Genomic DNA, 25903 nt, shown 5'->3' with positions numbered 1-25903 from the left:
GCCTTACCGCGATGCGGGCTGCGTAAACAAGCCGCGTTCGACGCGGTACAGCGCAAGCCCGGCAGGGGGGACCGCGACGGGATGGAGCCAGGCCGGGTGCCGCCCTGCGCGCAGCTGATTGACCAGCTGCACGCCCCCGCTCGCGTCGTCGCCCAGCTCGGCGAAGCTGTCGGGGCAGAGCGCGACATAGTCGATCCGCCATTCCTGGCCGATGACGGCGGCATCCTCGGGCGTGCCGAGAAAGAAGCGATAGACCGCGAGATTGCCGGCATTGTTGCGGTGATAGGGTGCCCCGACCACCTCCAGCGGGGTCGCGGCCAACGCATAGGCGCCCAGATCGAGCGGTGCGAGCAGCCGGCCCCGCGGCAGCCGCGCGAGCGTCGCCAGTGCCTCGGGCGAGGTGCAGCTTCCCGCCGGACGATCGCCGGCAGGCATCGGCTGGTGCGGGGTCAGCGCATCGGCCGCCAGCGGATAGAGCATGCCGGCCGAAGCAAGCCAGGCCCCGGTGAGCCAAGCTGCTCCCCGCCGCCTTGCGGCGGCGATGACGGCGGCAAGCGCCGGGGCGGCCAGGATGGCGCCGGCATAGGCGCCGCGAAGCTGGAAACAGGTCAGGCCCAGGGCGGCGAACTGGATGACGAGCAACGCCGCCCAGCGGGTATCGCGCGTCGCGTACAGCCGCCACAAGCCGGCGGCGATGCCGGCGATCATCACGCCGGCATAGCCGATCGCGACGCCGGTCGGGGCATCGGACAGGGGCTGCGCCTCGCCGACCTTGCCCAGCCATAGCCGCGCCAGCAGCGGATCGACCATGGCATAGGGCCGCAGGCATTGCGGCGTCAGCGCAATCACACCGCCGCCGATCGAGCCCACGACCAGCAGGGCGAGCAGCGCGCGCGTCGCCGGCCTGGTGATGTCGCGTGCCGCCAGCGCCATCAGCATCGGCGCGAAGGCGGCGATGACGGCGCCGCGCCAGGCGGTGGCGGTAAAGCCGTCACAGCCGGGATAGCCCCATTGGCTTGTCTTGAAGACGATCGTCGCGCCAAGCAGTCCGGCCCCGAGCGCGATGCCGAAGCCCATCATCCGGTCGTCGGCGGCATGGCGGGCGAACAGCCATTCGATGGCCATGACCAGGCCGGCGGCGGCAAGCAGGGGCGCCGTCTCCATGCCGATCACCAGGCTGGCCGCCGCGGCCAGCCCGGCGGTGAGGCCGTGCCCAAGCGTGGGCGGGCTGATCAGCGTACGCATGACGAGCAGCAACAGCGCGATCTGCGCGCCGTGATGATCGATTCGCCCGGGCAGGAAGATCGTCGTGACGGGAAAGGCGATCGCGGCCACCACGACGGCGGTGCGCGCCACGTCCGGACCGCCGATCGCGCGCGCGATGCGGGCGACGAGGAACAGCGCCGCGGCGAACAACAGCGTTGGCCAGGCGACGACGGCGACGATTTCGGCCTGGTGCGCGCCGATCCACGGCGTCAGCGCCGCGATGATCGCGCCGGGCGCCAGATCGGGCAGGCGCGACCAGTGCATCGCGAGGCCCGGCGCCGCGCCCAGGCGGTGCTGCGAAAGATCGTTGAAGGACTGCCCCGCCAGCCAGTCGCGAATCTGCTGCAGGCGCACGGCATCGTCGGTGTCGGGCAGGCGAAGCGCCGACAGCTGGTGCCAGTCGCGAAAGGCCCAGACCGTCGCGAGCAGGCAGGCGAGCAGAATCGCCACGAGCGCATCGCCATAGACCTGCCGTCGTTCGGTGCCCGTCCCCATGAGACGGGCCTAGCGCGGTCAGGTTAAGGCGGAGTTAGGGGCGATGACGCTGGGCCGATCGTCGCCCGGCGCCCGGATCACTCCCGGTCGCGGCGCCCGAGCAGGCGCAGGCGCAGCGCGTTGAGCTTGATGAAGCCCGCCGCGTCGCGCTGGTCATAGGCGCCCTGATCGTCCTCGAAGGTCACGACCTTCTCCGAATAGAGCGAATTGGGCGACTTGCGGCCGACTACATAGACCCCGCCCTTGTAGAGCTTGAGCCGGACGGTGCCCGCCACCTTCTCCTGGCTATGATCGATCGCCGCCTGGAGCATCTCGCGCTCGGGCGAGAACCAGAAGCCGTTATAGATCAGCTCGGCATAACGCGGTGCCAACTCGTCCTTCAGATGCGCCGCGCCGCGATCGAGCGTGAGCTGCTCGATGCCGCGATGCGCGAGATAATAGATGGTGCCGCCCGGCGTCTCGTACATGCCGCGCGACTTCATGCCGACGAAGCGATTCTCGACCAGGTCGAGCCGGCCGATGCCGTGCTTGCGCCCGAGATCGTTGAGCTTCGCCAGCAAGGTGGCGGGCGACATCGCCTCGCCGTTCACCGCGACGCCGTCGCCGCGCTCGAAATCGATCGTGATGAATTCCGGCTGGTCGGGCGCATCCTCGGGATTGACGGTGCGCGAATAGACGTAATCCGGCACCTCCTCCCACGGATCCTCGAGCACCTTGCCCTCGGACGAAGTGTGCAGGATGTTCGCGTCGGTCGAGAAGGGCGCTTCGCCGCGCTTGTCCTTCGATACCTGGATCTGGTGCTGCTCGGCGAATTCGATCAGCCGGGTGCGGCTGGTCAAATCCCATTCGCGCCACGGCGCGATCACCTTGATGTCGGGCGCGAGCGCATAATAGCCGAGCTCGAAACGGACCTGGTCGTTGCCCTTGCCGGTCGCGCCATGGCTGACCGCGTCGGCGCCGACCAGCTTCGCGATCTCGATCTGGCGCTTGGCGATCAGCGGCCGGGCGATCGAGGTGCCGAGAAGGTAGAGGCCTTCGTATAGCGCATTGGCGCGCATCATCGGGAAGACGTAGTTGCCGACGAATTCCTCGCGCAGGTCGTCGATAAAGATATGCTCGGGCTTCACGCCGGCAGCTTCGGCCTTGCGGCGCGCAGGCTCGAGCTCCTCGCCCTGGCCGAGATCGGCGGTGAAGGTCACCACCTCGCACTGATAGGTCTGCTGGAGCCATTTCAGGATCACGCTGGTGTCCAGCCCGCCCGAATAGGCGAGGACGACGCGGTTGATCTTGTCGGTCATAAAGGCGGCTCCAAAGGTGCTGGGAAATCGGCCCGCGCTCTAAGGAGGGAATGCCGTCTCCGCAACTCGCGCGTCGTACCGAGCCATCGGTTTTCGCGACGGTCACACAGGAGTCACGATCTGGTCGCTGGCGAGTCGCCGATCGACGGTAAACGCAGCACAGGTCGATGGCGTTGTTCGCGACTCGGCCCGACCGACAGACCTGGAAAAGCGGCGTGCTTCGCTCTTTTTCAGAAAAGACTCGGTCGATTGACATCGCCTTCCCGCGCCAAGGCAGGGAATTGTCGAGGCGGAATAGGTGTTTGGCGGCGCCAAGGCGGGCACATTGGTCAAGTGGACCTCTAGCGAGGAGCCTTGTCATGATGTCTATCGAGAATAAGATCGGCGGGAAGGATAAGGCGGGCTACACGGAGCCGCTGATCATCGAGATTCCCGATTTTCGCAGCGAAATGAGACGCATCGAAGAGAATGTGCACCATCGCGACGCAGTGCGGAGCCGCCTAGCAACTCGCCTTTTTCTGCTCATAGCGACCTTGACCGTCGCGATCCTGATAGGTGTGGTCACCGGAAGGCTGGAAATCGAGACCGCAAAGGATCTCGGCCTGGTAGTGCTCGCACCGGTCGTCGCCATTTTTGCGAGTGTCATCGGCTTCTTCTTCGCATCCGAAAACGCCGCGCGCTAACGGAGAATCAACTCGCGCTGATCACCCGTCTGGCGATTTTCAAGGACAATCATCTCGCCGTTGCATTGCTGCTGCAGCAGATATTTCTCGGTCGCTACGGCACGACGAATAACGTCGGTCAGCGGAATTCCGCCATATTGCCTGGAAATCCACTGCAAGTCCGATGTCGCCTCAGCACCCAAGAGAAGCGTGACCTGCCTACCCTCAGGACGGGAACTGCTCATCGCGATATTCCTAGCTGAGGGTCCGATTGGACCGGAACATTCAAATAAACTGTGCCCGGAATCCCGTCAATGCGAAGCAGAGACAAAAACGCCGGAAATGGCGGGTGCGCCGCTTTTGGTAGCACCCTTTCCGTAGCGTCAGTCTTCCGTTCGGAGGCTCTCAAGCAGACCGGGCAGATGCCACCCGAGTGCCCCGGCGCGGTAGAGATAGCCCCCCAGGAACGCCCACCAGATGCCAGTCTCGCCCAACGGCCGGAACAGCAGGTCGGTAGCAATATACAGACAGGTCGCCAGGATCGCCGCGTTGCGCAGCGCCTTGCCGCGGGTGGCGCCGATGAAGATGCCGTCGAGCAGCCAGGCAGGCACGCCGATCGCGGGCACGATCGCGGCGAACGGCAACAGCGCCATCGCCTGCGCCCGCACCGCCGCATTGGTCGCGAAAAACCCGATCAGCGCCGGGCCCGCCGCGAAGAAGACCAGCGCGAAGCCGATTCCCGCCAGCAGCGAGAATTCGCCGGTCAGCCGGATTGCCCGGACCATCGCCGGTCGAGACCGTGCGCCGATCGCCTGCCCGACGCGCGACTCGGCGGTGAAGGCGAAGCCATCGAGCACGAAGGCGGCGACGCTGACGAACTGCAACAGCACATAATTAGCCGCGAGCGCGGTTTCGCCCAGCCGCGCGCCGGCATTGGTGAACCACAGGAACAGCGACAGCAAAGCAATGGTGCGGATCATGATGTCGGCATTGACCGCGAACAGACGCCTGAGCGCCCCGCCGCCGAACAGCGCCGGCGAGAGCATGCGCCGCCAGTCGATGCCGCGCCCGGCGATGACCAGCCCGACCGCCAGCGAGATCCATTCGGCGCTGGCCGTGCCGAGCCCGACACCGCGCGCACCCAGATGGAAATGCCACACGAACAACAGGTCGAGCGCGATATTCACGAGGTTCATCACGATCTGCAGCACCAGCGCGGCGCGCGTTCGGCCCAGGCCGAACAGCCAGCCGTTGATCGCGAACACCGCCAGGCTCGCCGGCGCCCCCAGGAAACGCGCGCTGACATAGCCATGCGCCGCCGCGTCGAGCGCCCCGCCGCCCGCCATCGTCTCCAGCGCAAGCGGGATCAGCACGATCTGGAGCGCGAACAGCGCGACACCCAGCAGGAACCCCGCCGCCACCCCGCGCAGCAGCATGGCCTCGACCTCTGGCGCGTCCCCCGCGCCTTCGGCCTGCGCGGTCATCCCGGTCATGCCCATGCGCAGGAAGCCGAAGGTCCAGAAGATCAGGTTGATCACGACCGTGCCGAGCGCGACCCCGGCGAGCGCGGCGGCATCGCCGGTCCGCCCGATCACCGCGGTGTCGACCAGCCCGACCAGCGGCACGGTCGTCTGGCCGAGCATGATCGGCCAGGCCTGGGCGAAGATCGCGCGACGGGTCAGCATTATGGCCATGCGCGCTTCGGATAGGCACCGCGGGACCATCACGCTAGCCTTGCGTCCGCACGACTCGGATGAGGTGACCCATGGCCGAGAACAAGACTCAGGCGACCGACGCGAACGTCGACGCCTTTCTGGCAAAGGTCGAACCCGAACAGCGCCGGGCCGACGGACGCGTCCTGCTCGACATGATGGCGCGCCTCACCGGCGAACCGGCGATATTATGGGGACCGTCGATCATCGGCTTCGGCAGCGTGCATTACCGTTACGAGAGCGGGCGCGAAGGCCATATCTGCCGGATCGGCTTCTCGCCGCGCAAGGCGCAGCTCGTGCTCTATCTCGCCGCCGGCCTGCCCGGCCGCGATGCGCTGCTGGCCAAGCTCGGCAAGCATTCGCTCGGCAAGGGCTGCCTCTACATCAGGACGCTGGCCGATGTGGACTGGGCGGTGCTGGAGGAGCTGATCGCCCGGTCCTGGGCCTTCAAATCGGCGGCCTAAGAGGGCCCTCCCTTCGCCTCCGGACTTGTGTGGCGAAGATAATGACCCTTCGGCTCAATCCAGGTCCGGCCCCAGTGCCGGATCCAGGTCGCGCGGCCGCACGAACAGCGCCAGCGACGCACCGCCGGCTGCGATATCCCGCCACGACTCCACCTCGAAACATAATTGCGCGGTGCTCGCGGTCGGGAACTTCGTCTCGACATCGTCGCGCAGCGGCTGCTCGTCCGAATCGGGCACCAGCAGCAGCACCAGGTCCTCCAATCCCGGATTATGGCCGATCAGCAGCGCATCGTCGGCGCCTTCGGGCAGCTCATGCACCACGTCGAGCAAGGTTGTCGCGGAGGCGAGATAGATGCGCCGGTCCCAGGCGGGGGCCAGTGCCGCGCCGTAACCGGTCGCGACCTGCTCGATCGTTTCCATCACCCGCACGGCGGGGGAGGCGACGACCTGGTCGAAACGCAGCCCCAGGGTCCGCCAGTTGCGCCCGACCAATTGGGCGGCACGCTTGCCCTTACCGTTGAGCGGCCGATCGAAATCGCGCAGCACCGGATCGTCCCAGCCCGATTTGGCATGGCGAAGGAGCGTCAGCGTCTTCATCCCGGCAAGCGTCTCCGTCAGGCTTCCTCGCGCGCCTCATGCCCTAGCTGCGTGAAGGAAGGAAGACGGCCCGCACGCACCACCGCTTCATCGAGGGTGACGCGAGACACCGATACGCCGGGCGGAAAGGCGGTCAGCAGCCGCGACGGCATCGCCGCGGAGAGCAGGACGAACATGCCATGATCGTCGGCGCGCCGGATCAGCCGGCCGAACGCCTGGGCCAGCCGGGCGCGCACGATCCGGTCGTCATAGGCGCTGCCGCCCCCCGCCAGCCGCCGCGCCGCATGCAGCACGGTGGGTTTGGGCCAGGGCACGCCCTCCATCACCACAAGCCGCAGCGACCGGCCCGGCACGTCGACACCGTCGCGCAGCGCATCGGTGCCGAGCAGTGAGGCGGAGGCATCGTCGCGAAAGATATCGACCAGGGTACCCGTATCGATCGGGTCGACATGCTGGGCGTAGAGCGGCAGCCCGTCACGGGCGAGCCGGTCGGCGATGCGTGCATGCACCCCGCGCAGCCGGCGAATCGCAGTGAACAACCCCAGCATGCCGCCGCCCGACGCGACGCCGAGGCGCGCATAGGCATTGGCCAATGCCCCCATGTCGCCGCGCTTCACGTCGGTGACGATCAGCACTTCGGCCTGGGACGCATAGTCGAACGGGCTGACTGCCTCGAACCGGCTCGCCCCGCGGATCAGATGCTGCGCCCCGGTGCGCGCCTCGGCCACCTCCCAGTCGCCGCCGCCGCGTAACGTGGCCGATGTGACCAGCGCGCCATGCGCCTGTTTCAGCACCGTCTCGGCAAAGGGCTTGCTCGGGTCGAGCCAGTGGCGGTGCAGCCCGATATCATATTCGCGCCCCTCGATCCGGTCGACCGCCAGCCAGTCGACATAATCGGGTGTCGCCGGCCCGCCGATCCGCGCGAGCAGTGACAGCCAGGCGGCCACTGTCTCGGCCCGCCAGCCGATCGAAGCGATCGCGCCTTCGATCCGTGCCCGGGCTGGCCCGTCCATCCAGTCGGGCGCTTCCGCCAGCACGGCTTCGAGCCGCCGGCCCAGCGTGACGAGTGGCCGCACCAGCGCATCGAGCGCATGCGCGGCGGGTGCTGCGGCTTCGATCAGCGCCGGATCGGGCTCGGCAAGTTCGGTCTCCAGCCCGTATCCCGCATCGCCCCCCGCCTCGGCACGGGCATAAGCGAGGCCGCGCACCGCCGCGAGCAAGGTCTCGATCGGCCCGAACGGCGCGCCTTCGCTCAACCGCTGCAGCCAACCGTCCGCGGCGAGCGCGCCCGCGGCCTTGATCGCCTCGGCGATGGCGATGCCGCCACCTTCATCATAGCTCGCTACGTCGGAGAGGCGCGCTGCCAGCCCGCGCCGCCGCCCGCGTCCACCCGATTCGGGGCCGAGGATCCAGCGCCGTAGCTCGATCGTCTCCTGCCCGGTCAGCGCGGTCGAAAACATCGAATCCGCGGCGTCGAAGATGTGGTGGCCCTCGTCGAACACATAGCGGGTCGGCCTGGTCGCCAGCTCGCGGCCGCGCGCGGCGTTGACCATCACCAGCGCATGGTTGGCGATGACGATATCGGCCTCGGCGCTCGCCCGGGCGGCGCGCTCGATGAAGCATTTCCGGTAATGCGGGCAGCCGGCATAGACGCATTCGCCGCGCCGGTCAGTCAGCGCGGTCGATCCGTTGCGCCGGAACAAGGTGGGCAGCCAGCCGGGCAAATCGCCCCCGACCATGTCGCCATCGGCACTATACGCCGCCCAGCGCGCGACCAGTTGCGCCAGGATCGCCGCGCGCCCGGCGAAGCCGCCCTGCAGCGCATCCTCCAGGTTGAGCAGGCAGAGATAATTCTCCCGCCCCTTGCGCGTGACGACCTTGGCCTTGCGGATTTCGGCATCGGGGAACAGCCGCGCGCTCTCATGCCCCAATTGGCGTTGCAGCGCCTTGGTGAAGGTCGACACCCATACCGCGCCGCCCGCCTTTTCCGACCAGAGCGAGGCGGGGGCGAGATAGCCGAGCGTCTTGCCGATCCCCGTGCCTGCTTCCGCAAGCACCATGTTCGGCGCGTCGCGCACCATGCGCGGGCCGAACGCCTCCATCGCCGCCTGGGCGAAGGCGCGCTGGCCGGGGCGCTGCTCGGCGCCATTGCCGGTCAGATGCGCCAGCCGGGCCTGAGTCTCCTCCGGATCGAGCGTGATCGTGCGCGGCGCCGGGCGCGGCGCGACTTCGGACCATTCGGGCAGCTTCGAGAATAGCCAGCGCTCGGCGGTTGCGGGTTTCGCCAGCCGGTCGGCAACGACCGGCGCCCAGGTCCAGCGCAGCCGGAACAGCGATTGTGCCGCCGTCCAGGCCCCTTCGCGCTCGGGCCAGTCGCCCTTGGGCATGTCGAGTAATGTCTCGGCGGCACGGCGCAGGAAAGCGGCGACCTCTGCGTCGGTCGCGGGCGCCTCAAGCCCGGTCTCCCGCGCCAGCCCGCGCGGCGTCGGCACCATGAAGCGCGCCGGGCAGAGGAACGCGAACAGCTCGAGCACATCGAGCCCCGACAGATCGGCATAGCCCAGCCGCTGCGCGATCAGCGGCGCATTGAGCACGATCACTGGCGTGTCGGCCGCGATCCGGATCGCCTCGCCCCGCCCGATCGGCCGCGTGCCCTCGGCATCGGCGATCCAGATGCCGCTATGGCTGGCATACAGCGCGGGATGGGGGAGGGAGACCACGCCATCCCATCGCGCGAATGGAACGAAATGGCAACGGCGACCCGTCGCATTGGGTGGGCGCCCAACCCCCTTGCCTTCCCCGGCGGAGGCCGGGGTCCAGTTGGGAAGGCCGTAGTTCGACGCGCAACGCCCATCGTTGACGTCCTCCAACTGGACCCCGGCCTTCGCCGGGGAAGCGCTGGCGTCAGATGTTACAGGATTCCATTCGTCTCGATTGAGAGGTTGGGCAGTGTCGCGCTCTGCAGTGGCTGGCCCACCGCGACGGACCGGCTGTTCCGGAATCCGCTTTCCACGGGTTGCCAGAGCTGATGAATCTGCGCCGCGGGCAGATCGACGACCCAATATTCCGGGATTCCATGTGCGGCATAGACCATCGCCTTGGTGCCGAGATCGTAGCTGATCGTGCTGTCGGACACCTCGATCAGCAGCGCGACCGACTCGAGCGGAACATAGCCATCGCCTTGCGGGGCGCTGGTGAGCACGACATCGGGCTCGGGCGCGCCATAGGGCGGTAGCGCCACCGTCGTTTCGCTCTGCGCCGAATAGGGAGAGCCCAGCGCCTCCAGCGCGCGGCGCAGGCGATAGGTCAGTTCGTTCTTCGCAAAGGAATGCCGTCGGTACTGCGCGTTCGTCTCGACGATCACCCCCTCGATCAACTCGGTCTTCGCAAGATGGGAAAAGCTGCCGGCGCGCAGCAACAGCTCATAGTCCTCGATCCGGAGTTTGACCGGCTGCGGCACATTGAGGGGAGCGATCAACGTCACGCGGTGAGTATAGCATTTGCGGCAGCGGCCCCAAATCGGCAAAGAGCCCGCATGACTGCACCCGAACTCCGCCCCGCCGACCTCAGGTCTGCTGCCCTCGAGTCCAAAGCCTGGCCCTATGAAGAGGCGCGCAAGTTGCTCAAGCGCTATCCGGATGGCAAACAGGGTGCGCCGATCCTGTTCGAGACCGGCTACGGCCCCTCGGGCCTGCCGCATATCGGCACGTTCAACGAAGTGCTGCGCACGACGATGGTGCGCAACGCCTTTCACGCGCTCAGCGATACGCCCACCCGCCTCGTTGCCTTTTCGGACGACATGGACGGGCTTCGGAAAGTGCCGGACAATGTCCCGAACAAGGCGATGCTGACCGAATATCTCGGCAAGCCGCTGACCAGGGTGCCCGATCCGTTCGAGAAGTTCGAAAGCTTCGCGCACCACAACAACGCGATGCTGCGCGATTTCCTCGATCGTTACGGCTTCGACTACGAATTCCTGTCCTCGACCGTGGAATATGCCTCGGGCCGGTTCGATCCGACCCTGAAGCTGATCCTGCAGCGCTACCAGGCGATCATGGACGTGATGCTGCCGACGCTCCGCGCCGAGCGCGCCGCGACCTATTCGCCGATCCTGCCGATCAGCCCGAAATCGGGCATAGTGCTGCAGGTGCCGGTCGAAGTGGTCGATGCCGAGGCCGGCATTATCGCCTTCATCGATGAGGGCGACCGGATCGAGCAGTCGGCGCTGGGTGGCATGGCCAAGCTGCAATGGAAGGTCGACTGGGCGATGCGCTGGACCGCGCTTCAGGTCGATTACGAGATGTCGGGCAAGGATCTGATCGACAGCGTCACTCAGGCCTCGAAGATTACCCGCGTGCTCGGCGCCCGGCCGCCCGAGGGCCTCACCTATGAGATGTTCCTCGACGAAAAGGGCGAGAAGATCTCGAAGTCCAAGGGCAACGGCCTCAGCCTCGACGACTGGCTGACCTATGGCCCGGAGGAGAGTCTCGCCTTCTATATCTACCGCGAGCCGCGCAAGGCCAAGTCGCTGCACATGGGCGTCATTCCGCGCGCGGTGGACGAATATTGGCAGTTCCGCGGCAATTATGCCGGGCAGGAACTGAAGGAGAAGCTCGGCAATCCGGTCCATCATATCCATGACGGCAAGATGCCGACCGGCGAACTGCCGGTGACTTTCGGCCTGCTGCTCAACCTGGTCGGGGTGATGGGTGACGCGACCAAGGAGCAGGTGTGGAGCTATCTCTCCAATTACGTGCCCGATGCCACGCCCGAGGCCTATCCCGAGCTCGACCGGCTGATCGGCCACGCGCTCGCTTATGGCCGCGATTTCGTTGCCCCGACGCTTCAGCGCCGCGCGCCCGAGGGGGTGGAAGTGGCGGCGCTGCAGCAGCTCGACGCCGATCTCGCCGCGCTGCCGCCCGAGGCGAGCGCCGAGGAGATCCAGAATCTGGTCTATGAGATCGGCAAGACCGGCGGTTTCGAGAATCTGCGCGACTGGTTCAAGGCGCTGTACGAAACCCTGCTCGGCTCGAGCCAGGGCCCGCGCATGGGCAGCTTCATCGCGCTTTACGGCATCGAGAACAGCCGCAAGCTGATCGCCGAAGCACTGGCGCGCTGACGACAGGCTCATGCTGATCCGGCCGGCCCGGGCGGAGGACGCCGCGGCGATCTGGTCGATCATCGGCCCGGTCATCCGTGCTGGCGAAACCTATGCGCTGGACCGCCTCATGCCAGAGGCCGACGCGCTCGCTTATTGGCTGGCTACCGACAAGGAGACGTTCGTGGCCGAGGAGGGCGGCCGGGTGCTCGGCACCTATTATCTCCGGGCGAACCAGGCCGGCGGCGGCGGGCATGTCGCCAATTGCGGCTATATGACTCACGCCGATGCGCAGGGCCGCGGGCTCGCGCGGTCCATGGCTGAGCATTCCCTCACTCACGCACGGTCGCGCGGCTTTCGCGCGATGCAGTTCAACTTCGTGGTGAGCAGCAACATACGGGCGGTGCGGCTCTGGCTGTCGCTTGGCTTCGACATCGTCGGAACGCTGCCATTGGCCTTCGAGCATCCGACAGACGGGTTCGTCGACGCCTTCGTGATGTTCCGGCAGCTTTGACGCCATCTCTCCCTCTCCGCTTGTGGGAAGGGTGAGGGGGAGTGAGGCTCGGAACACGAGCCAGTGCCCTCTCACCCTTCTCTCTCCCACAGGGCGAGAGGGAGATTGCCGCCGCTTCCGCTTGCGAGCGGGACCCAGAAACCGCCATAACCTTCCCCGAAAGGAATGCGCAGATGGCCGGAAAGCGACGATCCCCCGCCTCGGTCCTGCGCGATTTCCTCGCCGATGAGGCAGCGGGCGGCATCCTGCTGATCGCGGCGGCGGCGCTGGCGATGATCGCCGCCAACTCGCCGCTTGCTCATGACTATTTTCACCTGCTGCATGTCGAGACGGGGCCCGTGCTCGCGCCGGCGATCGGGCCGATGACGGTCCATCTCTGGATCAACGATGCATTGATGGCGCTGTTCTTCCTGCTCGTCGGGCTCGAGATCAAGCGCGAGCTGGTCGACGGCCAGCTCGCCAGCGCGGAGCGACGCCGCCTCCCGATCATCGCTGCTGCGGCGGGCATGACCTGCCCGGCGATCCTCTATCTCGCCATCACCGGCGGCGCGGCCGATCTGCGCGCCGGCTGGGCTATCCCCGCCGCGACCGACATCGCCTTCGCGATCGGGGTGCTGGCGCTGCTCGGACCGCGCGTGCCCGCTTCGCTCAAGCTGTTCCTGACCACTGTCGCGATCGTCGACGATATGGGCGCGGTCGCGATCATCGCGGTCTTCTACAGCCACGGCCTGGCGCTGCTGGCGCTGGCCGGCGCGGCGATCGTCGCGGGCGGCATGGGGGGAATGAACCGTTTCGGCGTGGTGCGGCTCTGGCCTTATCTGATCGGTTTCGCCCTGCTCTGGCTGCTGGTGCTGATGTCGGGCGTGCATGCCACCATCGCCGGCGTCGTCGCGGCGATGACGATTCCGATCCGCCGCTCGCCCGGCGCGCCCGATCATCACAATTCCCCGCTCCACCGGCTCGAACATGCCCTCAATCCCTGGGTCGCATACGGGGTGGTGCCGCTGTTCGGCTTCGCCAATGCCGGTGTGTCGCTGGCCGGGCTCGGCCCGTCGATCCTGGTCGAGCCGCTCGTGCTGGGCATCGCGCTGGCGCTGTTCTTCGGCAAGCAGATCGGCATCTTCGGCAGCATCTGGCTCGCGGTTCGCATGGGGCTGGCCAGGCCGCTCGGCGGAGCGAGCTGGGTGCAGGTCTACGGCGTCGCGCTGCTCGCCGGGATCGGCTTCACCATGAGCCTGTTCATCGGCGGCCTCGCCTTTCCCGGCAATGCCGCGATCATGGATGAAGTGAAGATCGGCGTGCTGGCGGGCTCGATCCTGTCGGCGGTGGGGGGATTCCTGCTCCTGCGCTTCGCGCCGCCTGCAAGGGGAAAATAATGCGCCGTTTCTTCGATCCTCGCCAGCTCGCTCATGCGCCGCTCAAGGAGCTGCACAATGGCGGCTTCACCGACTATGCCGAACGGCCCATCCGCGCCGAAGCGATCGCGCAGACGCTCGGCGCGCTGGAGGCACCCGTCGATCACGGCGATGCCGCGATCCGTGCGGTGCACGACGCGGGCTATCTCGATTTCCTCAAAGAGGGGCCGGCGCGCTGGGCCGCGGCGGGGCGGCCGGGCGACGTGATCGGTTATATCTGGCCGATCGTTGCCAGGCGGGCGCTCAAGCTCGACCGGATCGACGCGCTTGCCGGCCGCTACAGCCTCGACGCCTCCACGCCGCTGACGGCGGAAACCTGGGACGCGGCCTATTGGAGCGTTCAGTCGGTCCTCTCCGCGCTCGACGCCGTGCGCGGCGGGGACCGCGCCGCCTTTGCCTTGTGCCGGCCGCCCGGCCATCATGCCGGCGCCGACTATCTCGGCGGCTATTGCTACCTCAACACTGCCGCTATCGCCGCCCAGGCGGCGCGCGATGCGGGGGCCGAGCGGGTCGCGATCCTCGATATCGACTATCACCACGGCAACGGCACGCAGGACATTTTCTGGACGCGCGGCGACGTCTTCTACGCCTCGATCCATGCCGATCCAGCGACTGACTATCCCTTTTTCTGGGGCCATGCCGACGAGATCGGGGAGGGAGAGGGGGATGGCGCGACGCTCAACCTGCCGCTCCCGCAAGGCTCGGGACTCGAGACCTTCCGGGCGGCGCAAAGCGCGGCGCTCGATGCCATCGCGCGCTTCGCGCCGGACCTGCTGATCGTCAGCTTCGGCGCCGATACCTGGGAGGGCGATCCGATCTCCTTCTTCCGGCTGGCGACCGCCGATTATGCCCTGCTCGGCCGGGATATCGCCGCGCGCGGCTGGCCGACCGTGATCGCGATGGAGGGCGGCTATGCCGTCGATGCGCTCGGCGGCAACGTCGCCAGCCTGCTTTCCGGCTTTTCCGCCTGATCAGCCCTGCTGCGCTTCCGCGTCGGGGACCGTGATCACTGAGAGGAACAGCCCGAGCTGGCGGATTGCCTGGGCGAAGTTTTCGTAATTGACCGGCTTGGTGATGTAGACGTTCGCGCCGAGATCATAGCAGCGGTCGGTCTCGGCCTTGTCGTCGGTGGTGGTGAGCACGACGACGGGGGTGCGCCGCAGCGCCGGCGCGCCCTTGATCTGTGCCAGGACGTCGGTGCCGTTCATGTCCGGCAGGTTGAGATCCAGCAGGATCAGCGCCCGGCCACCCAGTGACGGGCCGTTCTCATGGTGGAGCAGATAGTCGAGCGCGCTTGCGCCGTCCGTGAAATGGACGATGTCGTTGAGAATGCCGGCACGACGGATATTCTTCTCGATCAGCCGGGCATGTCCTTCGTCGTCTTCGATCATCACGATGCTGACGGAGTGATGATCTTTCATCTATTGCCCCTGTGTTTCGGCGAGCGCCGCGGGAAGCGACAGTCGAAAGGTCGCGCCCGTGCCCGGCTCCGATCGTACATCGATAACGCCGCCGAGGCGGTAGGCCAAGGTACGCACATGTGCCAGGCCGATGCCCTCGCCCGGTTGGTCTTGATTTCCGGATCGGCGGAACAGATCGAAGACCCTGTTATGGTCTGAGGGTGCGATGCCGCGGCCATTGTCGCTGACCTCGAGCGTCACGCGCGCGCCATGCCGCGCGCCGCGCACCTCGATCAGGCCGGGCTGGCCGGGGCGAAGATATTTCACGGCATTTTCGATCAGGTTCGCGAAGATCTGCTCGAGCGCCAGCCGATCGCTGACGATGTCGGGCAGCGTGCCATCGATCACCAGCCGGGCCCTCTGATCATCGAGCAGATGCTGCAGGCTCGCACCGACCGAGGCGATCAGGACATTCATGTCGATCCGTTCGGGGGCGATCACGCGGCGCCCCTCGCGCGATAGTTTGAGGATGGCGTTGATCAGCCGCTCCATCTTCTCGCTCGAGGTGCGGATGAAGCGGATCGCCTCGGGCAGGTCCAGCCGCGCGGCGACGCGGGCCTCTTCGGTGACGACGGCCGGTGCATCCGTCTCGGCGCGATCGATCATCGCGACGATCGCGGCGGCGGCGGCATCCAGTTCGGCGGTGAAGCCCATGATGTTGACCAGAGGCGCGCGCAGATCGTGGCTGACGATATAGGCGAAACGCTGGATCTCCTCGTTCGCGCGAGTCAGGTCGGCGGTGCGCTCGGCGACCAGCTCCTCGAGCGATTCGGCGAAGTCGCGCAACGTATCGCGCGAGGTGGCGAGATCGCGGGTATAGCGCAGCACCGTCAGCAGCGATGCCATGGCAACGAACAACAGCAGCGCGCCCGCGATGCCGATCGTCACGTAAAAGGTCCGCACGCTCGCCTGTTGATCGGCATCGCGGTCCGCGAGCAGCCGTTGTTCCTCGCTCTCCATCGCCTTGCCGAGATCGCGGATGCTGCGCATCCGGCGCGCGGTGGTCTCGTCGGTGAAGGCGCGGATCGCTTCCTCGACCCGTCCGGTCTCGACCAGGGCGTTGGTGACGTCGCGGCGTCGCTCGATCGCGGCGACCAGTCTGCGCAAACGCGAGAGATTGGCGTTTTCCCGCGGGTTGTCGGCGGTCAGCGCATCGATCCGGCGCAGTGCATCGGGAATCTGCGCGGCGATCGTCTTGTAGCTCGCCAGATATTCCGCCTGGTTCGCGATGATATAGCCGCGCCGCACCGATTCCGCCTGCTCGACCAGAATGTTGGCGCGAGCGATCGCCAGCTGGACCTCATAAGTGTGGTTGACCGCGCGGATATGCTCCTGGTTGCGGCCGGTCGACCAGATGGCGGCAATGCCGGCGGCGCTCAGGCTGGCGAAGCCGATCACCATGCACCCGATCAGGAACCGGCCCATCGACTGGTTCGCCCACCCCAAGCGGCGGGCAATCCCTTCTAGCATCGGCTTTTCCACCATGGATGTTTTCTAGAGTCGACGATCCCGGAACACCAGAACCAGCGGCACTACATTAATCAAGGTCATTTCGGTTCTAGAACAAGGCGCCCTGCAGCGTCGTCCGCCCGACCGCGCCGCCACCGCGGCGCCGCGCCAGTTCCGTCTCCGCGGTGAAGCGCACGTCGATGTCGCGGTCGCCGAGAAAGCGCGCGAGCGATTCATCCTCGATCTCGCGCCAGTCCTTACCGCGATCGGGGCCCTGGCGCACGCGGGGCAGCAGGCCGGGCTGGTTGGACCATTCGATCAGCTGCGGCAGCCCGACCTGGTTGAGCATGTCGCGCAAATGGAAGGCGGTGACATAGGCGTCGGGAAAGGCGCGGTGCGCGGGCAGGCCGCGCTCATGCTCGATCCCCTCGGGCTTGCGCCAGTAACGCAGCACCTGGTTGGAGAAGCTCGGGCAATCGGGCCAGAGCCTCATCGCGCATTTCCAAGTGCACACCCAATCCGCGTTTCGTGTCAAAGCGGGCGTGCAGAATTCAAGCTCAGCGGTGGAGCGGTGCGCGGCCAGCGCCAGACGGCGCGGCCAGGGATCGAGCACGGCACGCGCCACGTCGTGCCAGTAGGGCGCATCGGCGACCTGCTCGTCGAGGATATGGTGGATCGCCTGCGTGATCGGCGGGATTTGCCGGCCCGGATTGACCAGCCGGCTACCGCCCTCGCCGTGCAATTCCCAGCGCCCATCGGCACCGAGCGCGACATCCTGCCATCCGATCTCGCACACGCCGTGCGCCGGCGGGGCCGGACCGGTGGTCTCGAGATCGACGACACGGATAAGCTGGGGCGGCGGGGGAGGCATCGCCCTTACGTGGCGGTTTGGGCCGCGGAATGCGAGTCCCTAAAGCCCCTCCCCGTGAGGGGAGGGGCCCGGAAAAGGCTCAATGTCCCGCCTGTTCCCCGCGCACGATCCCGCTCGCGGCAAGCTGCGCGTCGATCATCGCCATCAGCCGGTCGAGCCCGGCCTGGTCCTTCGCCTCGGCCCGCGCGACCAGCACGTCCTGGGTGTTGGAGGCACGCAACAGCCACCAGCCGTCCGGCGTGTTGACCCGCGCGCCGTCAGTGCGATTGACCTCGGCGCCCTCGGCCTCGAGCCGGTCGAGCACTTCGTCGACCACCGCGAACTTGCGGCTCTCATCGACCTGGAACCGCATTTCGGGCGTGTTGACCATCGCCGGCATCGCGCCGCGGATCTCGGTCATCGACTTGCCGATCATGTGCACGGCGCGGATCAGTCGGACTGCGGCATATTGCGCATCGTCGAACCCGTAATAGTCATGCGCGAAGAAGATATGCCCGCTCATCTCGCCGGCCAGCGGGGAGTCGGTCTCCTTCATCTTCATCTTGATCAGGCTGTGGCCGGTCTTCCACATCAACGGTTCGCCGCCGAGTTCCGCGATCCGGTCGTAGAGCGCCTGGCTCGCCTTCACATCGGCGATGATCGTCGATCCGGGCAATTCCTTCAGCACCGGCTCGGCAAGGATCGACAGGAGCTGGTCGCCCCAGATCACCCGGCCCTCGCCGTCGATCGCGCCGATCCGGTCGCCATCGCCATCGAAGGCGAGCCCGAAATCGAGCTGCTTCTCGGCAACGAGACGCTTCAGGTCGGCGAGGTTCTTTTCCTCGGTGGGATCCGGATGGTGGTTGGGGAAATTGCCGTCCACCTCGGTGAACAGCAGGTGATGCTCGCCCGGCAGCAGCTTGGTCAGCTTCTCGATCACCGGGCCGGCGGCGCCGTTGCCCGCGTCCCAGCCGATCCGGTAGGCGCCGCCGGCATAGCCCGCCATCAGGCGCCCGACATAATCGTCTTCGATGTCGAAGTCGGAAACGGTGCCTTCGCCCTCTTCCCAATCGCCCTCTTCGGCCAGCTTGCCCAGATCCTGGATGTCGGCGCCGAAAAACGGCGCATGCTGCAGCACCATCTTGAAGCCGTTGTAATTGCCCGGATTATGGCTGCCGGTGATCTGGACACCGCCATCAACCTCCAGGATCGCCTCGGCATAATAGAGCATCGGGGTCGGCCCCATGCCGACGCGCACGACATCGACGCCGCTCGCCGTCAGGCCGGCGATCAGCGCTGCCTCGAGTTCGGGCGAGGAGATGCGGCCGTCATAGCCGACCGCGACGCGGGTGCCGCCGGCGCGCCGCACCCGCGTGGCGAAACCGCGGCCGATCGCATTGGCATCGGCCGGGCCGAGCGTTTTTCCGACAATGCCTCGAATGTCATATTCGCGCAGGGACGTGGGGTCGAAGCGGTGCGTCATCGGTCCTCCTGTTCATCATGTTCTGCGCCCAATAGCGAAGCGCCGGAAAAGGTCATTGCAAGAAAAGGGTTCAGCCGCGCTTTTTGAGCAGCACGTCGCGCGCCGCATTGATCCGCCGCGCCAGCTCGACCGATCCCCCGCGATCGGGGTGGACGGCGGCGACCAGCCGGCGATGGGCGGCGCGGATCGCGTCGGCGTCGGCGGTGCGGTCGACGCCAAGGATGGCGCGCGCCTCCTTCTCGTCGACCGTCGGCGCCGGCTGAGTCTTGCGCAACAACAGCCACAGGCCGAACAGCACCGCGCCGATAAAGAGGATCTTCGCCATCAGGCGAACAACGGCATCGCGGGCTCGGGCAGGCCGAGCGCCGCCATCATCTCGCGCAGCTCCTGCCGCGCGGCGACATGGGCCAGGCCCATTTCGCCGAATTCCCGCGCGTCGAGCATGGTCAGGCCCTTGGGGAACAGCTCACGGTAGATCACGCGCTCGCCCAGTCCGGGGATGATGCGGAAACCGACCCGCTTGGCCAGCTGGTCGAGCGCCTCGGACACGCGGCGCATGTTGCGCGCCTCGATATGCTGGAGGCGGTTGCGCAGCACGACCCAGTCGATCGTCGATCCGTCGGCCTTCGCCCTTGCCTTGCGCGCGTCCCAGATGAGTTCGGCATAGAAGCTCGGGCGCGTGACCTTGTAGGTGACCGGGTCGACCTGGCCGATCAGGTCGAAATCGACGAAGCTGTCGTTCATCGGCGTGACCAGCGTGTCGGCCTTCTGCGCCGCCATCCGCGCGAACCGGTCGTCGCGGCCGGGCGTGTCGATCACCAGGAAGTCGGTGCCGCTGGAAAGCGCATCCAGCGTCTCGGTGAAGCGCGCCAGGCTTTCCCCGTCATGCGTCGCGTGGCGGGGGACGTTCAGCTCGCGCCCGGTGCGCTTGGCGGTCGCCTCGCGGTTGTCGAGATAGCGGCCCATGGTCCGCTGCCGATGATCGAGATCGAACGCCGAAACCCGCGCGCCGCGGGCCTCCAGCGCGATCGCGACATGGACGGCGGTCGTCGATTTGCCGGTCCCGCCCTTCTCGTTGGCGAACACGATGATATGTGGCTTCTGTGCAACCGTCGACAAGTCGCTCGTGTCCCTGATGAATGGCCGTATTGATCGGTCGCGCCACCCCCCATAGAAGGCCCGGCCCGTCACCCCGTCCTTATCGAAGGCCCTTCACGCGTGCAAACCATCCGTCACCTCGATCTGCTCCGTGCCGAGATTGCGGCGTTCCGCGGCGAAGGGGCGGTGATCGCGCTGGTCCCGACCATGGGCGCGCTGCATGCCGGCCACATGTCGCTGATCGAAGCGGCCAGGCGGCCCGGCACGCGCGTCGTCGCGTCGATCTTCGTCAATCCGAAGCAGTTCGGGCCCAATGAGGACCTGTCGCGCTACCCCCGCAAGGAGACCGCCGACACGCGCATGTTGAAGGAGGCCGGCTGCGATCTGTTGTGGATGCCCCCGGTCGAGGCGATGTACCCGGAAGGCTTCGCCACCAACGTCTCGGTCGCCGGCGTCAGCGAAGGGCTCGATGGCGCCGCGCGGCCCGGCCATTTCGACGGGGTCGCGACGGTCGTGGCGAAGCTGTTCAACCAGGTCCGGCCCGACATCGCCTGGTTCGGCGAGAAGGATTATCAGCAGCTCGCGGTGATTCGCCGCATGGTCGCCGATCTGGATTTCGGGATCGACATCATGGGCGTGCCCACCCAGCGCGAGGATGACGGCCTCGCGCTCTCGTCGCGCAACGTCTATCTCGACGACGAGCAGCGCAGCCGCGCGGTGGCGTTGCCGCGCGCGCTCGGCGTCGCGGCGAAGGGCATCGACAAGGGCGACGACGTCGCGGCCGTGCTGGCCACCGCGCGCGACTCGCTGAGCGCCGCCGGGTTCGAGGTCGATTATGTCACGCTGGTCGATGCCGAGACGCTGAGGGAAGCGCCCGGTCCGGATCGCCCGCGCCGCCTGCTGGCCGCGGCGAGGATGGGCACGACGCGTCTGATCGACAATATCGCGGTGTGATCGACGTTCGGCCGGAAACGGCATAGCATCGCCTCCGCAACGATGACGGAGGGGACGATGCAACTCACGATCACCGCGCTCACCGCGGCCGCGCTCGCGCTGCTGCTGGTCTTTCTGTCGGTCACGACGATCCGCATGCGCATGAAGCACAGCGCCTCTTATGGCGATGCCGGCCAGCACGACCTGAATTGCGCCATCCGCGCGCATGGCAATCTCACTGAATATGCGCCGGTGGGGATACTTCTGATCGGCCTGCTCGAGATCGGCGGGGCCAATGCCACCGCGTTGTCGGTCGCCGCCGCCGCCTTTGTCGGCGCGCGCCTGCTCAACGCCATCGGCCTGTTCAACCCGCCCGGGCCGCCCAGGCCGGCGCGCTCGATCGGCATCGTCGTCACCTTGCTGATCCTGCTCGGCCTGGCGATCTGGCTCGCCTTGCGGGTGCTGGTGCCCGACATGGGCTGACCCAGATCCAACGTCACCCCGGACTTGTTCCGGGGTCCATCGGCCCGCAACCGCACCATCGGTTGCGTTCGTGGCACGATGGATGCCGGAACGAGTCCGGCATGACGATTATTTGGCGGCAACCTTCTTGGCGGGCGTCTTCTTCGCCGCTGCTTTGGGCGCCGCCTTCTTGGCGGGGGCCTTTTTCGCCGCCGGCTTCTTCTTGCCCTTCTTGGCCGGCGCCGCCGCGGCGCGCGCGTCGATCAGCTGGGCCGCTTCCTCGAGCGTCAGCTGGTCCTGCGGGATCGACTTGGGCAGGGTCGCGTTGGTTTCGCCGTCCGTGACATAGGGGCCGAACCGCCCTTCCATCAGCTTGATCTCGGCGTCGGAGCGCGGATGCTTGCCCAGGATCTTCAATGGCTCGCGGCTGCCGCGCTGCGGGCGTCCGCCGCCGGCGGCTGCCTCGGCCAGCTTGACCACGGCGGCGTTCATGCCGGTTTCGAACACGTCGGCGGTCGAGGTCAGCCGGGCATATTTGCCGTCATGCGCCAGATAGGGGCCATAACGCCCGATCGAGGCCGTAATCGGGTTGCCGCTTTCCGGGTGCGTGCCCACGGTGCGCGGCAGGCTGAGCAGCTTCAGCGCCCATTCCAGCCCGAAATCCTCGGCCGGCACGTCCTTGGGGATCGAGGCGCGCTTGGCGTCCTTGCCCTCGCCCAGCTGGACATAGGGGCCGAAGCGCCCGCTGCGCCTGGTCACCTCGGTGCCGGTCTCCGGATCCTGGCCCATCACCTCGGGCCCGGTATCGCCGGTATCGCCCTCGCTGCCGGGCTGGCCGAAGCGGCGGGTATATTTGCAGTCGGGATAGTTGGAGCAGGCGACGAACGCGCCGAACTTGCCGCCGCGCAGCGCCAGATGGCCCTGGCCGCAATTGGGGCAGAGCCGCGGGTCGCCGCCATCCGCCTTGGCCGGAAAGAGATAGGGTTCGAGGAACTTGTCGAGCGCCGCGGTCACTTCGGACGGCTTCTGCTCCATCACCTCGGTGGTGCGCGGCTTGAAATCCTTCCAGAAGGATTCGAGTACGGCCTGCCACTGCGCCCGGCCGCCCGAGACTTCGTCGAGCTCGTCCTCGAGCCCGGCGGTGAAATCATAGCCGACATATTTCTCGAAAAAGCGCTCGAGGAACGCCGTCACCAGCCGCCCGCTCTCCTCGGCGAAGAAGCGGTTCTTCTCGACGCGCACATAAGCGCGGTCCTTCAGCGTCTTGATGATCGAGGCATAGGTCGAGGGGCGCCCGATGCCGAGCTCCTCCAGCCTTTTGACCAGCGACGCTTCGGAGAAGCGCGGCGGCGGCTGGGTGAAATGCTGCTCGGCATTGACCGCCTTCTTGGCCGGCGCATCGCCTTCGCGCAGGCGCGGCAGGCGGCGGCTGTCCTCGTCGGCGCTGTCGTCGGTCCCTTCCTCGTACAGCGCCAGATAGCCGGGGAAGAGTACGACCTGGCCGGTCGCGCGCAGGCCGGTCTGACCGCTGCCGTCGGTCAGCTCGACCGTGGTGCGCTCCATCCTCGCCGACGCCATCTGGCTGGCGAGCGCGCGCTTGAAGATCAGGTCGTAGAGCCGGGCATGGTCGCCGCCGCCCAGCTTGTCCTTGCCGAAATCGGTCGGGCGGATCGCCTCATGCGCTTCCTGCGCATTCTTGGCCTTGGTCTGGTACAGACGCGGCTTGTCCGGGACATAGCCGGCGTCATAGCGGTCGGCGATCGCCTTGCGCGCCGCCGAGATGGCCGATCCGTCCATCTGCACACCGTCGGTCCGCATATAGGTGATCGCGCCGTCCTCATAGAGGCCCTGGGCGATGCGCATCGTATGGTCGGCCGAGAAGCCGAGCTTGCGCGACGCCTCCTGCTGCAGGGTGGAGGTGGTGAAGGGCGGCGGCGGATTGCGCGTGGCCGGCTTGACCTCGACCGTCTGGACGCTGAAGCGGCCTTCCTCGACCGCCTTTTTGGCGCGCAGCGCGGTGCCATCCTCGCCGATCGACAGCCGGTCGAGCTTCTTGCCCTCGAAGGTGACGAGCCGCGCGGTGAAAGGCGTGCCGTCCTGCTCCATATCGGCCGTCACCGACCAATATTCCTGGGCGCGGAACGCCTCGATCTCGCGCTCGCGGTCGACGATGATGCGCAGCGCGACCGACTGGACGCGTCCAGCCGACTTCGCACCGGGCAGCTTGCGCCACAGCACCGGGGACAGAGTGAAGCCGACCAGATAGTCGAGCGCGCGGCGGGCGCGATAAGCGTCGATCAGGTCGGTATCCAGCTCGCGCGGATGCTTCATCGCCTCGGTCACCGTCGCCTTGGTGATGGCGTTGAAGGTGACGCGCTCGACTTCCCTGGGCAGCGCCTTGCGGCCGCGCAGCACTTCCTGAACGTGCCAGCTGATCGCTTCGCCCTCGCGATCAGGGTCAGTCGCGAGGATCAGCCGATCGGCCTTCTTGGCCTCGTCGGTGATCGCTTTCAGCTGCTTCGCCTTGTCGGCGTAATTTTCCCATTCCATCTCGAATCCATGGTCCGGATCGACCGATCCGTCCTTGGCCGGCAGGTCGCGGACATGGCCGTAGCTCGCGAGAACGCGATAGTCGGAGCCCAGATATTTCTCGATGGTCTTCGCCTTGGCAGGCGATTCGACGATGACAAGCTGCATGGGTTTTTGATGCGTCCTTACGTGTACGCGCGAGGATGGAGAGGTGTTCGGGGCGGCGTCAAGCGGTGGAAGGGCGATGCCGGGATAGCGACTCTTTCCGCGAGTTGAATCGATGTCATGGAATCAGGTTGGCGAATCTGGTTGGCCGTCGCGCTCAAATCAAGCTCACCCTCGCGCCGGCATGACGCTCCAGCCGCCCGGCGAGTTCCAGTTCGAGCAGCACGGTCTGCACGATCGCCGGCGCCAGGCCCGATTGCCGGATGATTTCGTCGATCGCCACCGGCACGGGACCGAGCAGCCCGATGACCTCGCGCCGCTCGGCATCGCTGGCATCGTCGAGTGGCGGCCCGTCGAAGCGCGATCCGGGCGCGCGCACCATGCGCGGGTCGATCGGCCGGATCAGCTCCAGGATATCCGCCGCCGACTGGATCAGCGTCGCGCCGTCGCGGATCAGGCCGTTGCAGCCCTGTGCGCGCGGATCGAGCGGGGATCCGGGCACCGCCATCACTTCCCGGCCCATCTCCCCGGCCAGCCGCGCGGTGATCAGCGACCCCGATTTCGGTGCAGCCTCGACCACCACTGTGCCCTGCGCCAGCCCGGCGATGATGCGGTTGCGATAGGGGAAGTGGCGCGCGCGCGGCTCCGTGCCGGGCGGCTGCTCGGCGATCAGCAGGCCGCGCGCGGCGATGGCATCCTGCAGCGCGGCATTCTCCGGCGGATAAGCGATATCGATGCCGCCGGCGATCACGGCGATGGTGCCGCTGTCGATCGACCCGACATGCGCGGCGGTGTCGACGCCGCGCGCGAGCCCCGACACGATTGTGACGTCCTCGCGCCCCAGCTCGACCGCGAGCTGCCGCGCGAACCGGCACGCGGCGGCGGACGCATTGCGCGCGCCCACCATCGCGACGGTCGGGCGCCGCGCCAGGCCGATATCGCCGCGCACCATCATCGCGGGCGGCGCGTCGTCCAGCTCGGCCAGCAGCGCCGGATAATCGGCGTCGTCGACGAACACGTGGCGCGCGCCGAGCTTCGCCGCCATCGCCAGCTCGCGTTCGGCCATCGCCACGGGGGCAATGACGGGTCCCTTGCCCCCGCCCCGCGCCGCGAGCTCGGGCAGCGCGTCGATGGCGGCGGCCGCGTCGCCGAAGCGCTCGACCAGCTGGCGATAGGTGACGGGCCCGATCTGCGGCGTGCGGATCAGGCGCAGGCGCGCGACCGCGGCCGCCGGGTCGTTCGGCGGATCGTCACGCACTCCGGGCGCCGACCTTCGGCTCGGTGCCGTTCAGCAGCCGCTCGATATTTTCGCGATGCTTCCACAGCACGAGCAGCGCCAGCGCGAGCAGCGGCAGCACGATGTCGAACTCGGAAAAGAAGGCGGCGCTGAGCGGCGCGCTGAACGCCGCCGTCATGCCCGCCACCGAGGAGAAGCGCAGCAGCGCGAGCAGGCCGAGCCAGACGACCGCGAACACCAGCCCGCAGGGCCAGTGCAGCGCGAGCACGATGCCCATCATCGTCGCCACGCCCTTGCCGCCGCGGAATTTGAGCCAGACCGGATAGACATGGCCGAGAAATGCCGCCGCCGCAGCGAGCACGCCGTTGCCGGGCCACAGCGCCTCGACGATCGCGACCGCCGCGAAACCCTTGGCCGCGTCGAGCAGCAGGGTCGCTGCCGCCAGGCCCTTGCGGCCGGTGCGCAGCACATTGGTTGCGCCGATATTGCCCGATCCGATCTTGCGCAGGTCGCCGGCGCCAAAGGCCCGGGTGAGAATCAGCCCGAACGGAATCGATCCGAGCAGATAGCCGAGCACCAATGCGCCAGCCGGCGCCATCCAGACAATTTCGGTCGGCAAAACGGATCAGCCCCCATGTACATGGCACCATAGCCCAGTCCGGGTAGGCCGCCAACAATCTCTGTTAGGTCGTTCCGGCGGGTCGCGGTTCAAGTGC

Annotated in this window: 24 protein-coding genes; 8 read left to right on the top strand and 16 right to left on the bottom strand. The window is 67.1% G+C overall.

Annotated elements, in window-relative coordinates:
- Nucleotides 1–3: 3 nt before the first annotated feature.
- Together ACZ1I5_RS20480 and ACZ1I5_RS20475 are read right to left on the bottom strand one after the other, a co-directional pair.
- Nucleotides 4–1761, bottom strand: a complete 1758-nt coding sequence (locus tag ACZ1I5_RS20480; RefSeq protein WP_465171079.1) for a hypothetical protein — start codon at nt 1759–1761, stop codon at nt 4–6.
- Nucleotides 1762–1838: 77 nt separating this feature from the next.
- Complete coding sequence (locus ACZ1I5_RS20475) at nt 1839–3059, bottom strand: argininosuccinate synthase (protein ID WP_465171078.1); 1221 nt, start codon at nt 3057–3059, stop codon at nt 1839–1841.
- Nucleotides 3060–3418: 359 nt separating this feature from the next.
- Between ACZ1I5_RS20475 and ACZ1I5_RS20470 the strand changes: the two genes are divergently transcribed.
- Entirely contained in the window at nt 3419–3742 is a 324-nt protein-coding gene (locus tag ACZ1I5_RS20470; protein WP_465171077.1) for a hypothetical protein, read from the top strand.
- On the opposite strand, the gene ACZ1I5_RS20465 is transcribed toward ACZ1I5_RS20470, so the two are convergent.
- Entirely contained in the window at nt 3739–3966 is a 228-nt protein-coding gene (locus ACZ1I5_RS20465; RefSeq protein ID WP_465171076.1) for a hypothetical protein, read from the bottom strand. The genes ACZ1I5_RS20470 and ACZ1I5_RS20465 overlap by 4 nt on opposite strands.
- 138 nt (nt 3967–4104) lie before the next feature.
- Entirely contained in the window at nt 4105–5415 is a 1311-nt protein-coding gene (locus ACZ1I5_RS20460) for an MATE family efflux transporter (RefSeq protein WP_465171075.1), read from the bottom strand.
- A gap of 71 nt (nt 5416–5486) precedes the next feature.
- Between ACZ1I5_RS20460 and ACZ1I5_RS20455 the strand changes: the two genes are divergently transcribed.
- Nucleotides 5487–5897 (top strand): DUF1801 domain-containing protein, encoded by a 411-nt coding sequence (locus ACZ1I5_RS20455; protein WP_465171074.1) that lies wholly within the window; start codon nt 5487–5489, stop codon nt 5895–5897.
- 54 nt (nt 5898–5951) lie between these two features.
- Here the strand turns inward: ACZ1I5_RS20455 and ACZ1I5_RS20450 are convergent, their stop codons facing one another.
- The 3 genes from ACZ1I5_RS20450 to ACZ1I5_RS20440 all read right to left on the bottom strand — a co-directional run bounded on the left by ACZ1I5_RS20450 (nt 5952) and on the right by ACZ1I5_RS20440 (nt 9978).
- Nucleotides 5952–6494 (bottom strand): SixA phosphatase family protein, encoded by a 543-nt coding sequence (locus ACZ1I5_RS20450; RefSeq protein ID WP_465171073.1) that lies wholly within the window; start codon nt 6492–6494, stop codon nt 5952–5954.
- Between the two features lie 17 nt (nt 6495–6511).
- On the bottom strand, nt 6512–9214 hold the full coding sequence (locus ACZ1I5_RS20445; protein ID WP_465171072.1) for an ATP-dependent DNA helicase: 2703 nt from the start codon (nt 9212–9214) through the stop codon (nt 6512–6514).
- Nucleotides 9215–9405: 191 nt separating this feature from the next.
- Complete coding sequence (locus tag ACZ1I5_RS20440) at nt 9406–9978, bottom strand: Uma2 family endonuclease (protein ID WP_465171071.1); 573 nt, start codon at nt 9976–9978, stop codon at nt 9406–9408.
- A 51-nt stretch (nt 9979–10029) separates the two neighbouring features.
- Between ACZ1I5_RS20440 and ACZ1I5_RS20435 the strand changes: the two genes are divergently transcribed.
- The 4 genes from ACZ1I5_RS20435 (at nt 10030) to ACZ1I5_RS20420 (ending at nt 14492) form a co-directional block, all read left to right on the top strand.
- Nucleotides 10030–11613 carry a lysine--tRNA ligase gene (locus ACZ1I5_RS20435; RefSeq protein WP_465171070.1) on the top strand — a complete coding sequence of 528 codons (1584 nt, stop codon included), beginning with the start codon at nt 10030–10032 and terminating at the stop codon, nt 11611–11613.
- Between the two features lie 10 nt (nt 11614–11623).
- Nucleotides 11624–12106 (top strand): N-acetyltransferase family protein, encoded by a 483-nt coding sequence (locus ACZ1I5_RS20430; protein WP_465171069.1) that lies wholly within the window; start codon nt 11624–11626, stop codon nt 12104–12106.
- Nucleotides 12107–12279: 173 nt separating this feature from the next.
- Nucleotides 12280–13482 carry a Na+/H+ antiporter NhaA gene (gene nhaA / locus ACZ1I5_RS20425; RefSeq protein ID WP_465171068.1) on the top strand — a complete coding sequence of 401 codons (1203 nt, stop codon included), beginning with the start codon at nt 12280–12282 and terminating at the stop codon, nt 13480–13482.
- Entirely contained in the window at nt 13482–14492 is a 1011-nt protein-coding gene (locus ACZ1I5_RS20420; protein ID WP_465171067.1) for a histone deacetylase family protein, read from the top strand. The genes nhaA and ACZ1I5_RS20420 overlap by 1 nt, the downstream gene beginning before the upstream one ends.
- Here ACZ1I5_RS20420 and ACZ1I5_RS20415 read toward each other — a convergent pair whose 3' ends face one another.
- From ACZ1I5_RS20415 to ACZ1I5_RS20390, 6 genes are all read right to left on the bottom strand, one after another.
- The gene (locus ACZ1I5_RS20415; RefSeq protein ID WP_465171066.1) at nt 14493–14942 is read right to left on the bottom strand and encodes a response regulator; all 450 of its coding nucleotides are present in this window, start codon (nt 14940–14942) and stop codon (nt 14493–14495) included.
- Nucleotides 14943–16451 (bottom strand): sensor histidine kinase, encoded by a 1509-nt coding sequence (locus ACZ1I5_RS20410; RefSeq protein WP_465171065.1) that lies wholly within the window; start codon nt 16449–16451, stop codon nt 14943–14945.
- Nucleotides 16452–16539: 88 nt separating this feature from the next.
- A complete protein-coding gene (locus tag ACZ1I5_RS20405; protein ID WP_465171064.1) occupies nt 16540–17301 on the bottom strand; it encodes a 3'-5' exonuclease in 762 nt (253 codons plus the stop codon).
- Nucleotides 17302–17380: 79 nt separating this feature from the next.
- Nucleotides 17381–18763: a phosphoglucomutase/phosphomannomutase PgmG gene (pgmG, locus tag ACZ1I5_RS20400; protein WP_465171063.1), complete on the bottom strand. Its 1383-nt coding sequence runs from the start codon at nt 18761–18763 to the stop codon at nt 17381–17383.
- Nucleotides 18764–18833: 70 nt separating this feature from the next.
- A complete protein-coding gene (locus ACZ1I5_RS20395) occupies nt 18834–19088 on the bottom strand; it encodes a J domain-containing protein (protein WP_465171062.1) in 255 nt (84 codons plus the stop codon).
- Nucleotides 19088–19882 (bottom strand): division plane positioning ATPase MipZ, encoded by a 795-nt coding sequence (locus tag ACZ1I5_RS20390; RefSeq protein WP_465171061.1) that lies wholly within the window; start codon nt 19880–19882, stop codon nt 19088–19090. The genes ACZ1I5_RS20395 and ACZ1I5_RS20390 overlap by 1 nt, the downstream gene beginning before the upstream one ends.
- A 99-nt stretch (nt 19883–19981) precedes the next feature.
- Here ACZ1I5_RS20390 and panC point away from each other — a divergent pair, with 99 nt between their 5' ends.
- Together panC and ACZ1I5_RS20380 are read left to right on the top strand one after the other, a co-directional pair.
- Entirely contained in the window at nt 19982–20815 is an 834-nt protein-coding gene (gene panC / locus ACZ1I5_RS20385; RefSeq protein ID WP_465171060.1) for a pantoate--beta-alanine ligase, read from the top strand.
- Between the two features lie 57 nt (nt 20816–20872).
- Nucleotides 20873–21277 carry an MAPEG family protein gene (locus tag ACZ1I5_RS20380; protein ID WP_465171059.1) on the top strand — a complete coding sequence of 135 codons (405 nt, stop codon included), beginning with the start codon at nt 20873–20875 and terminating at the stop codon, nt 21275–21277.
- 108 nt (nt 21278–21385) lie between these two features.
- Here the strand turns inward: ACZ1I5_RS20380 and topA are convergent, their stop codons facing one another.
- From topA to plsY, 3 genes are all read right to left on the bottom strand, one after another.
- On the bottom strand, nt 21386–23953 hold the full coding sequence (topA, locus tag ACZ1I5_RS20375; protein WP_465171058.1) for a type I DNA topoisomerase: 2568 nt from the start codon (nt 23951–23953) through the stop codon (nt 21386–21388).
- A gap of 154 nt (nt 23954–24107) precedes the next feature.
- Nucleotides 24108–25208, bottom strand: coding sequence for a DNA-processing protein DprA (gene dprA / locus ACZ1I5_RS20370; protein ID WP_465171057.1), 1101 nt, complete (start codon nt 25206–25208; stop codon nt 24108–24110).
- Complete coding sequence (plsY, locus tag ACZ1I5_RS20365; protein ID WP_465171056.1) at nt 25201–25785, bottom strand: glycerol-3-phosphate 1-O-acyltransferase PlsY; 585 nt, start codon at nt 25783–25785, stop codon at nt 25201–25203. Before plsY ends, dprA begins: the two co-directional genes overlap by 8 nt.
- Nucleotides 25786–25903: the final 118 nt, after the last annotated feature.

The organism is Sphingomonas sp. BL-S-30, from assembly GCF_055521475.1.
Note: the sequence above shows the minus strand (reverse complement) of the source record. Positions and strands in the feature narration are given on the sequence as shown.

Bases quoted from the DNA above. Each gene is read 5' to 3' on its own strand.
- nhaA (WP_465171068.1), top strand. From the start codon at position 12,280: ATGGCCGGAAAGCGACGATCCCCCGCCTCGGTCCTGCGCGATTTCCTC.
- ACZ1I5_RS20415 (WP_465171066.1), bottom strand. From the start codon at position 14,942: ATGAAAGATCATCACTCCGTCAGCATCGTGATGATCGAAGACGACGAA.
- ACZ1I5_RS20470 (WP_465171077.1), top strand. From the start codon at position 3,419: ATGATGTCTATCGAGAATAAGATCGGCGGGAAGGATAAGGCGGGCTAC.
- ACZ1I5_RS20430 (WP_465171069.1), top strand. From the start codon at position 11,624: ATGCTGATCCGGCCGGCCCGGGCGGAGGACGCCGCGGCGATCTGGTCG.
- ACZ1I5_RS20435 (WP_465171070.1), top strand. From the start codon at position 10,030: ATGACTGCACCCGAACTCCGCCCCGCCGACCTCAGGTCTGCTGCCCTC.
- pgmG (WP_465171063.1), bottom strand. From the start codon at position 18,763: ATGACGCACCGCTTCGACCCCACGTCCCTGCGCGAATATGACATTCGA.
- plsY (WP_465171056.1), bottom strand. From the start codon at position 25,785: ATGGCGCCGGCTGGCGCATTGGTGCTCGGCTATCTGCTCGGATCGATT.
- ACZ1I5_RS20480 (WP_465171079.1), bottom strand. From the start codon at position 1,761: ATGGGGACGGGCACCGAACGACGGCAGGTCTATGGCGATGCGCTCGTG.
- ACZ1I5_RS20460 (WP_465171075.1), bottom strand. From the start codon at position 5,415: ATGGCCATAATGCTGACCCGTCGCGCGATCTTCGCCCAGGCCTGGCCG.
- ACZ1I5_RS20465 (WP_465171076.1), bottom strand. From the start codon at position 3,966: ATGAGCAGTTCCCGTCCTGAGGGTAGGCAGGTCACGCTTCTCTTGGGT.
- ACZ1I5_RS20420 (WP_465171067.1), top strand. From the start codon at position 13,482: ATGCGCCGTTTCTTCGATCCTCGCCAGCTCGCTCATGCGCCGCTCAAG.
- ACZ1I5_RS20450 (WP_465171073.1), bottom strand. From the start codon at position 6,494: ATGAAGACGCTGACGCTCCTTCGCCATGCCAAATCGGGCTGGGACGAT.
- topA (WP_465171058.1), bottom strand. From the start codon at position 23,953: ATGCAGCTTGTCATCGTCGAATCGCCTGCCAAGGCGAAGACCATCGAG.
- ACZ1I5_RS20475 (WP_465171078.1), bottom strand. From the start codon at position 3,059: ATGACCGACAAGATCAACCGCGTCGTCCTCGCCTATTCGGGCGGGCTG.
- ACZ1I5_RS20410 (WP_465171065.1), bottom strand. From the start codon at position 16,451: ATGCTAGAAGGGATTGCCCGCCGCTTGGGGTGGGCGAACCAGTCGATG.
- ACZ1I5_RS20380 (WP_465171059.1), top strand. From the start codon at position 20,873: ATGCAACTCACGATCACCGCGCTCACCGCGGCCGCGCTCGCGCTGCTG.
- ACZ1I5_RS20395 (WP_465171062.1), bottom strand. From the start codon at position 19,088: ATGGCGAAGATCCTCTTTATCGGCGCGGTGCTGTTCGGCCTGTGGCTG.
- ACZ1I5_RS20455 (WP_465171074.1), top strand. From the start codon at position 5,487: ATGGCCGAGAACAAGACTCAGGCGACCGACGCGAACGTCGACGCCTTT.
- ACZ1I5_RS20405 (WP_465171064.1), bottom strand. From the start codon at position 17,301: ATGCCTCCCCCGCCGCCCCAGCTTATCCGTGTCGTCGATCTCGAGACC.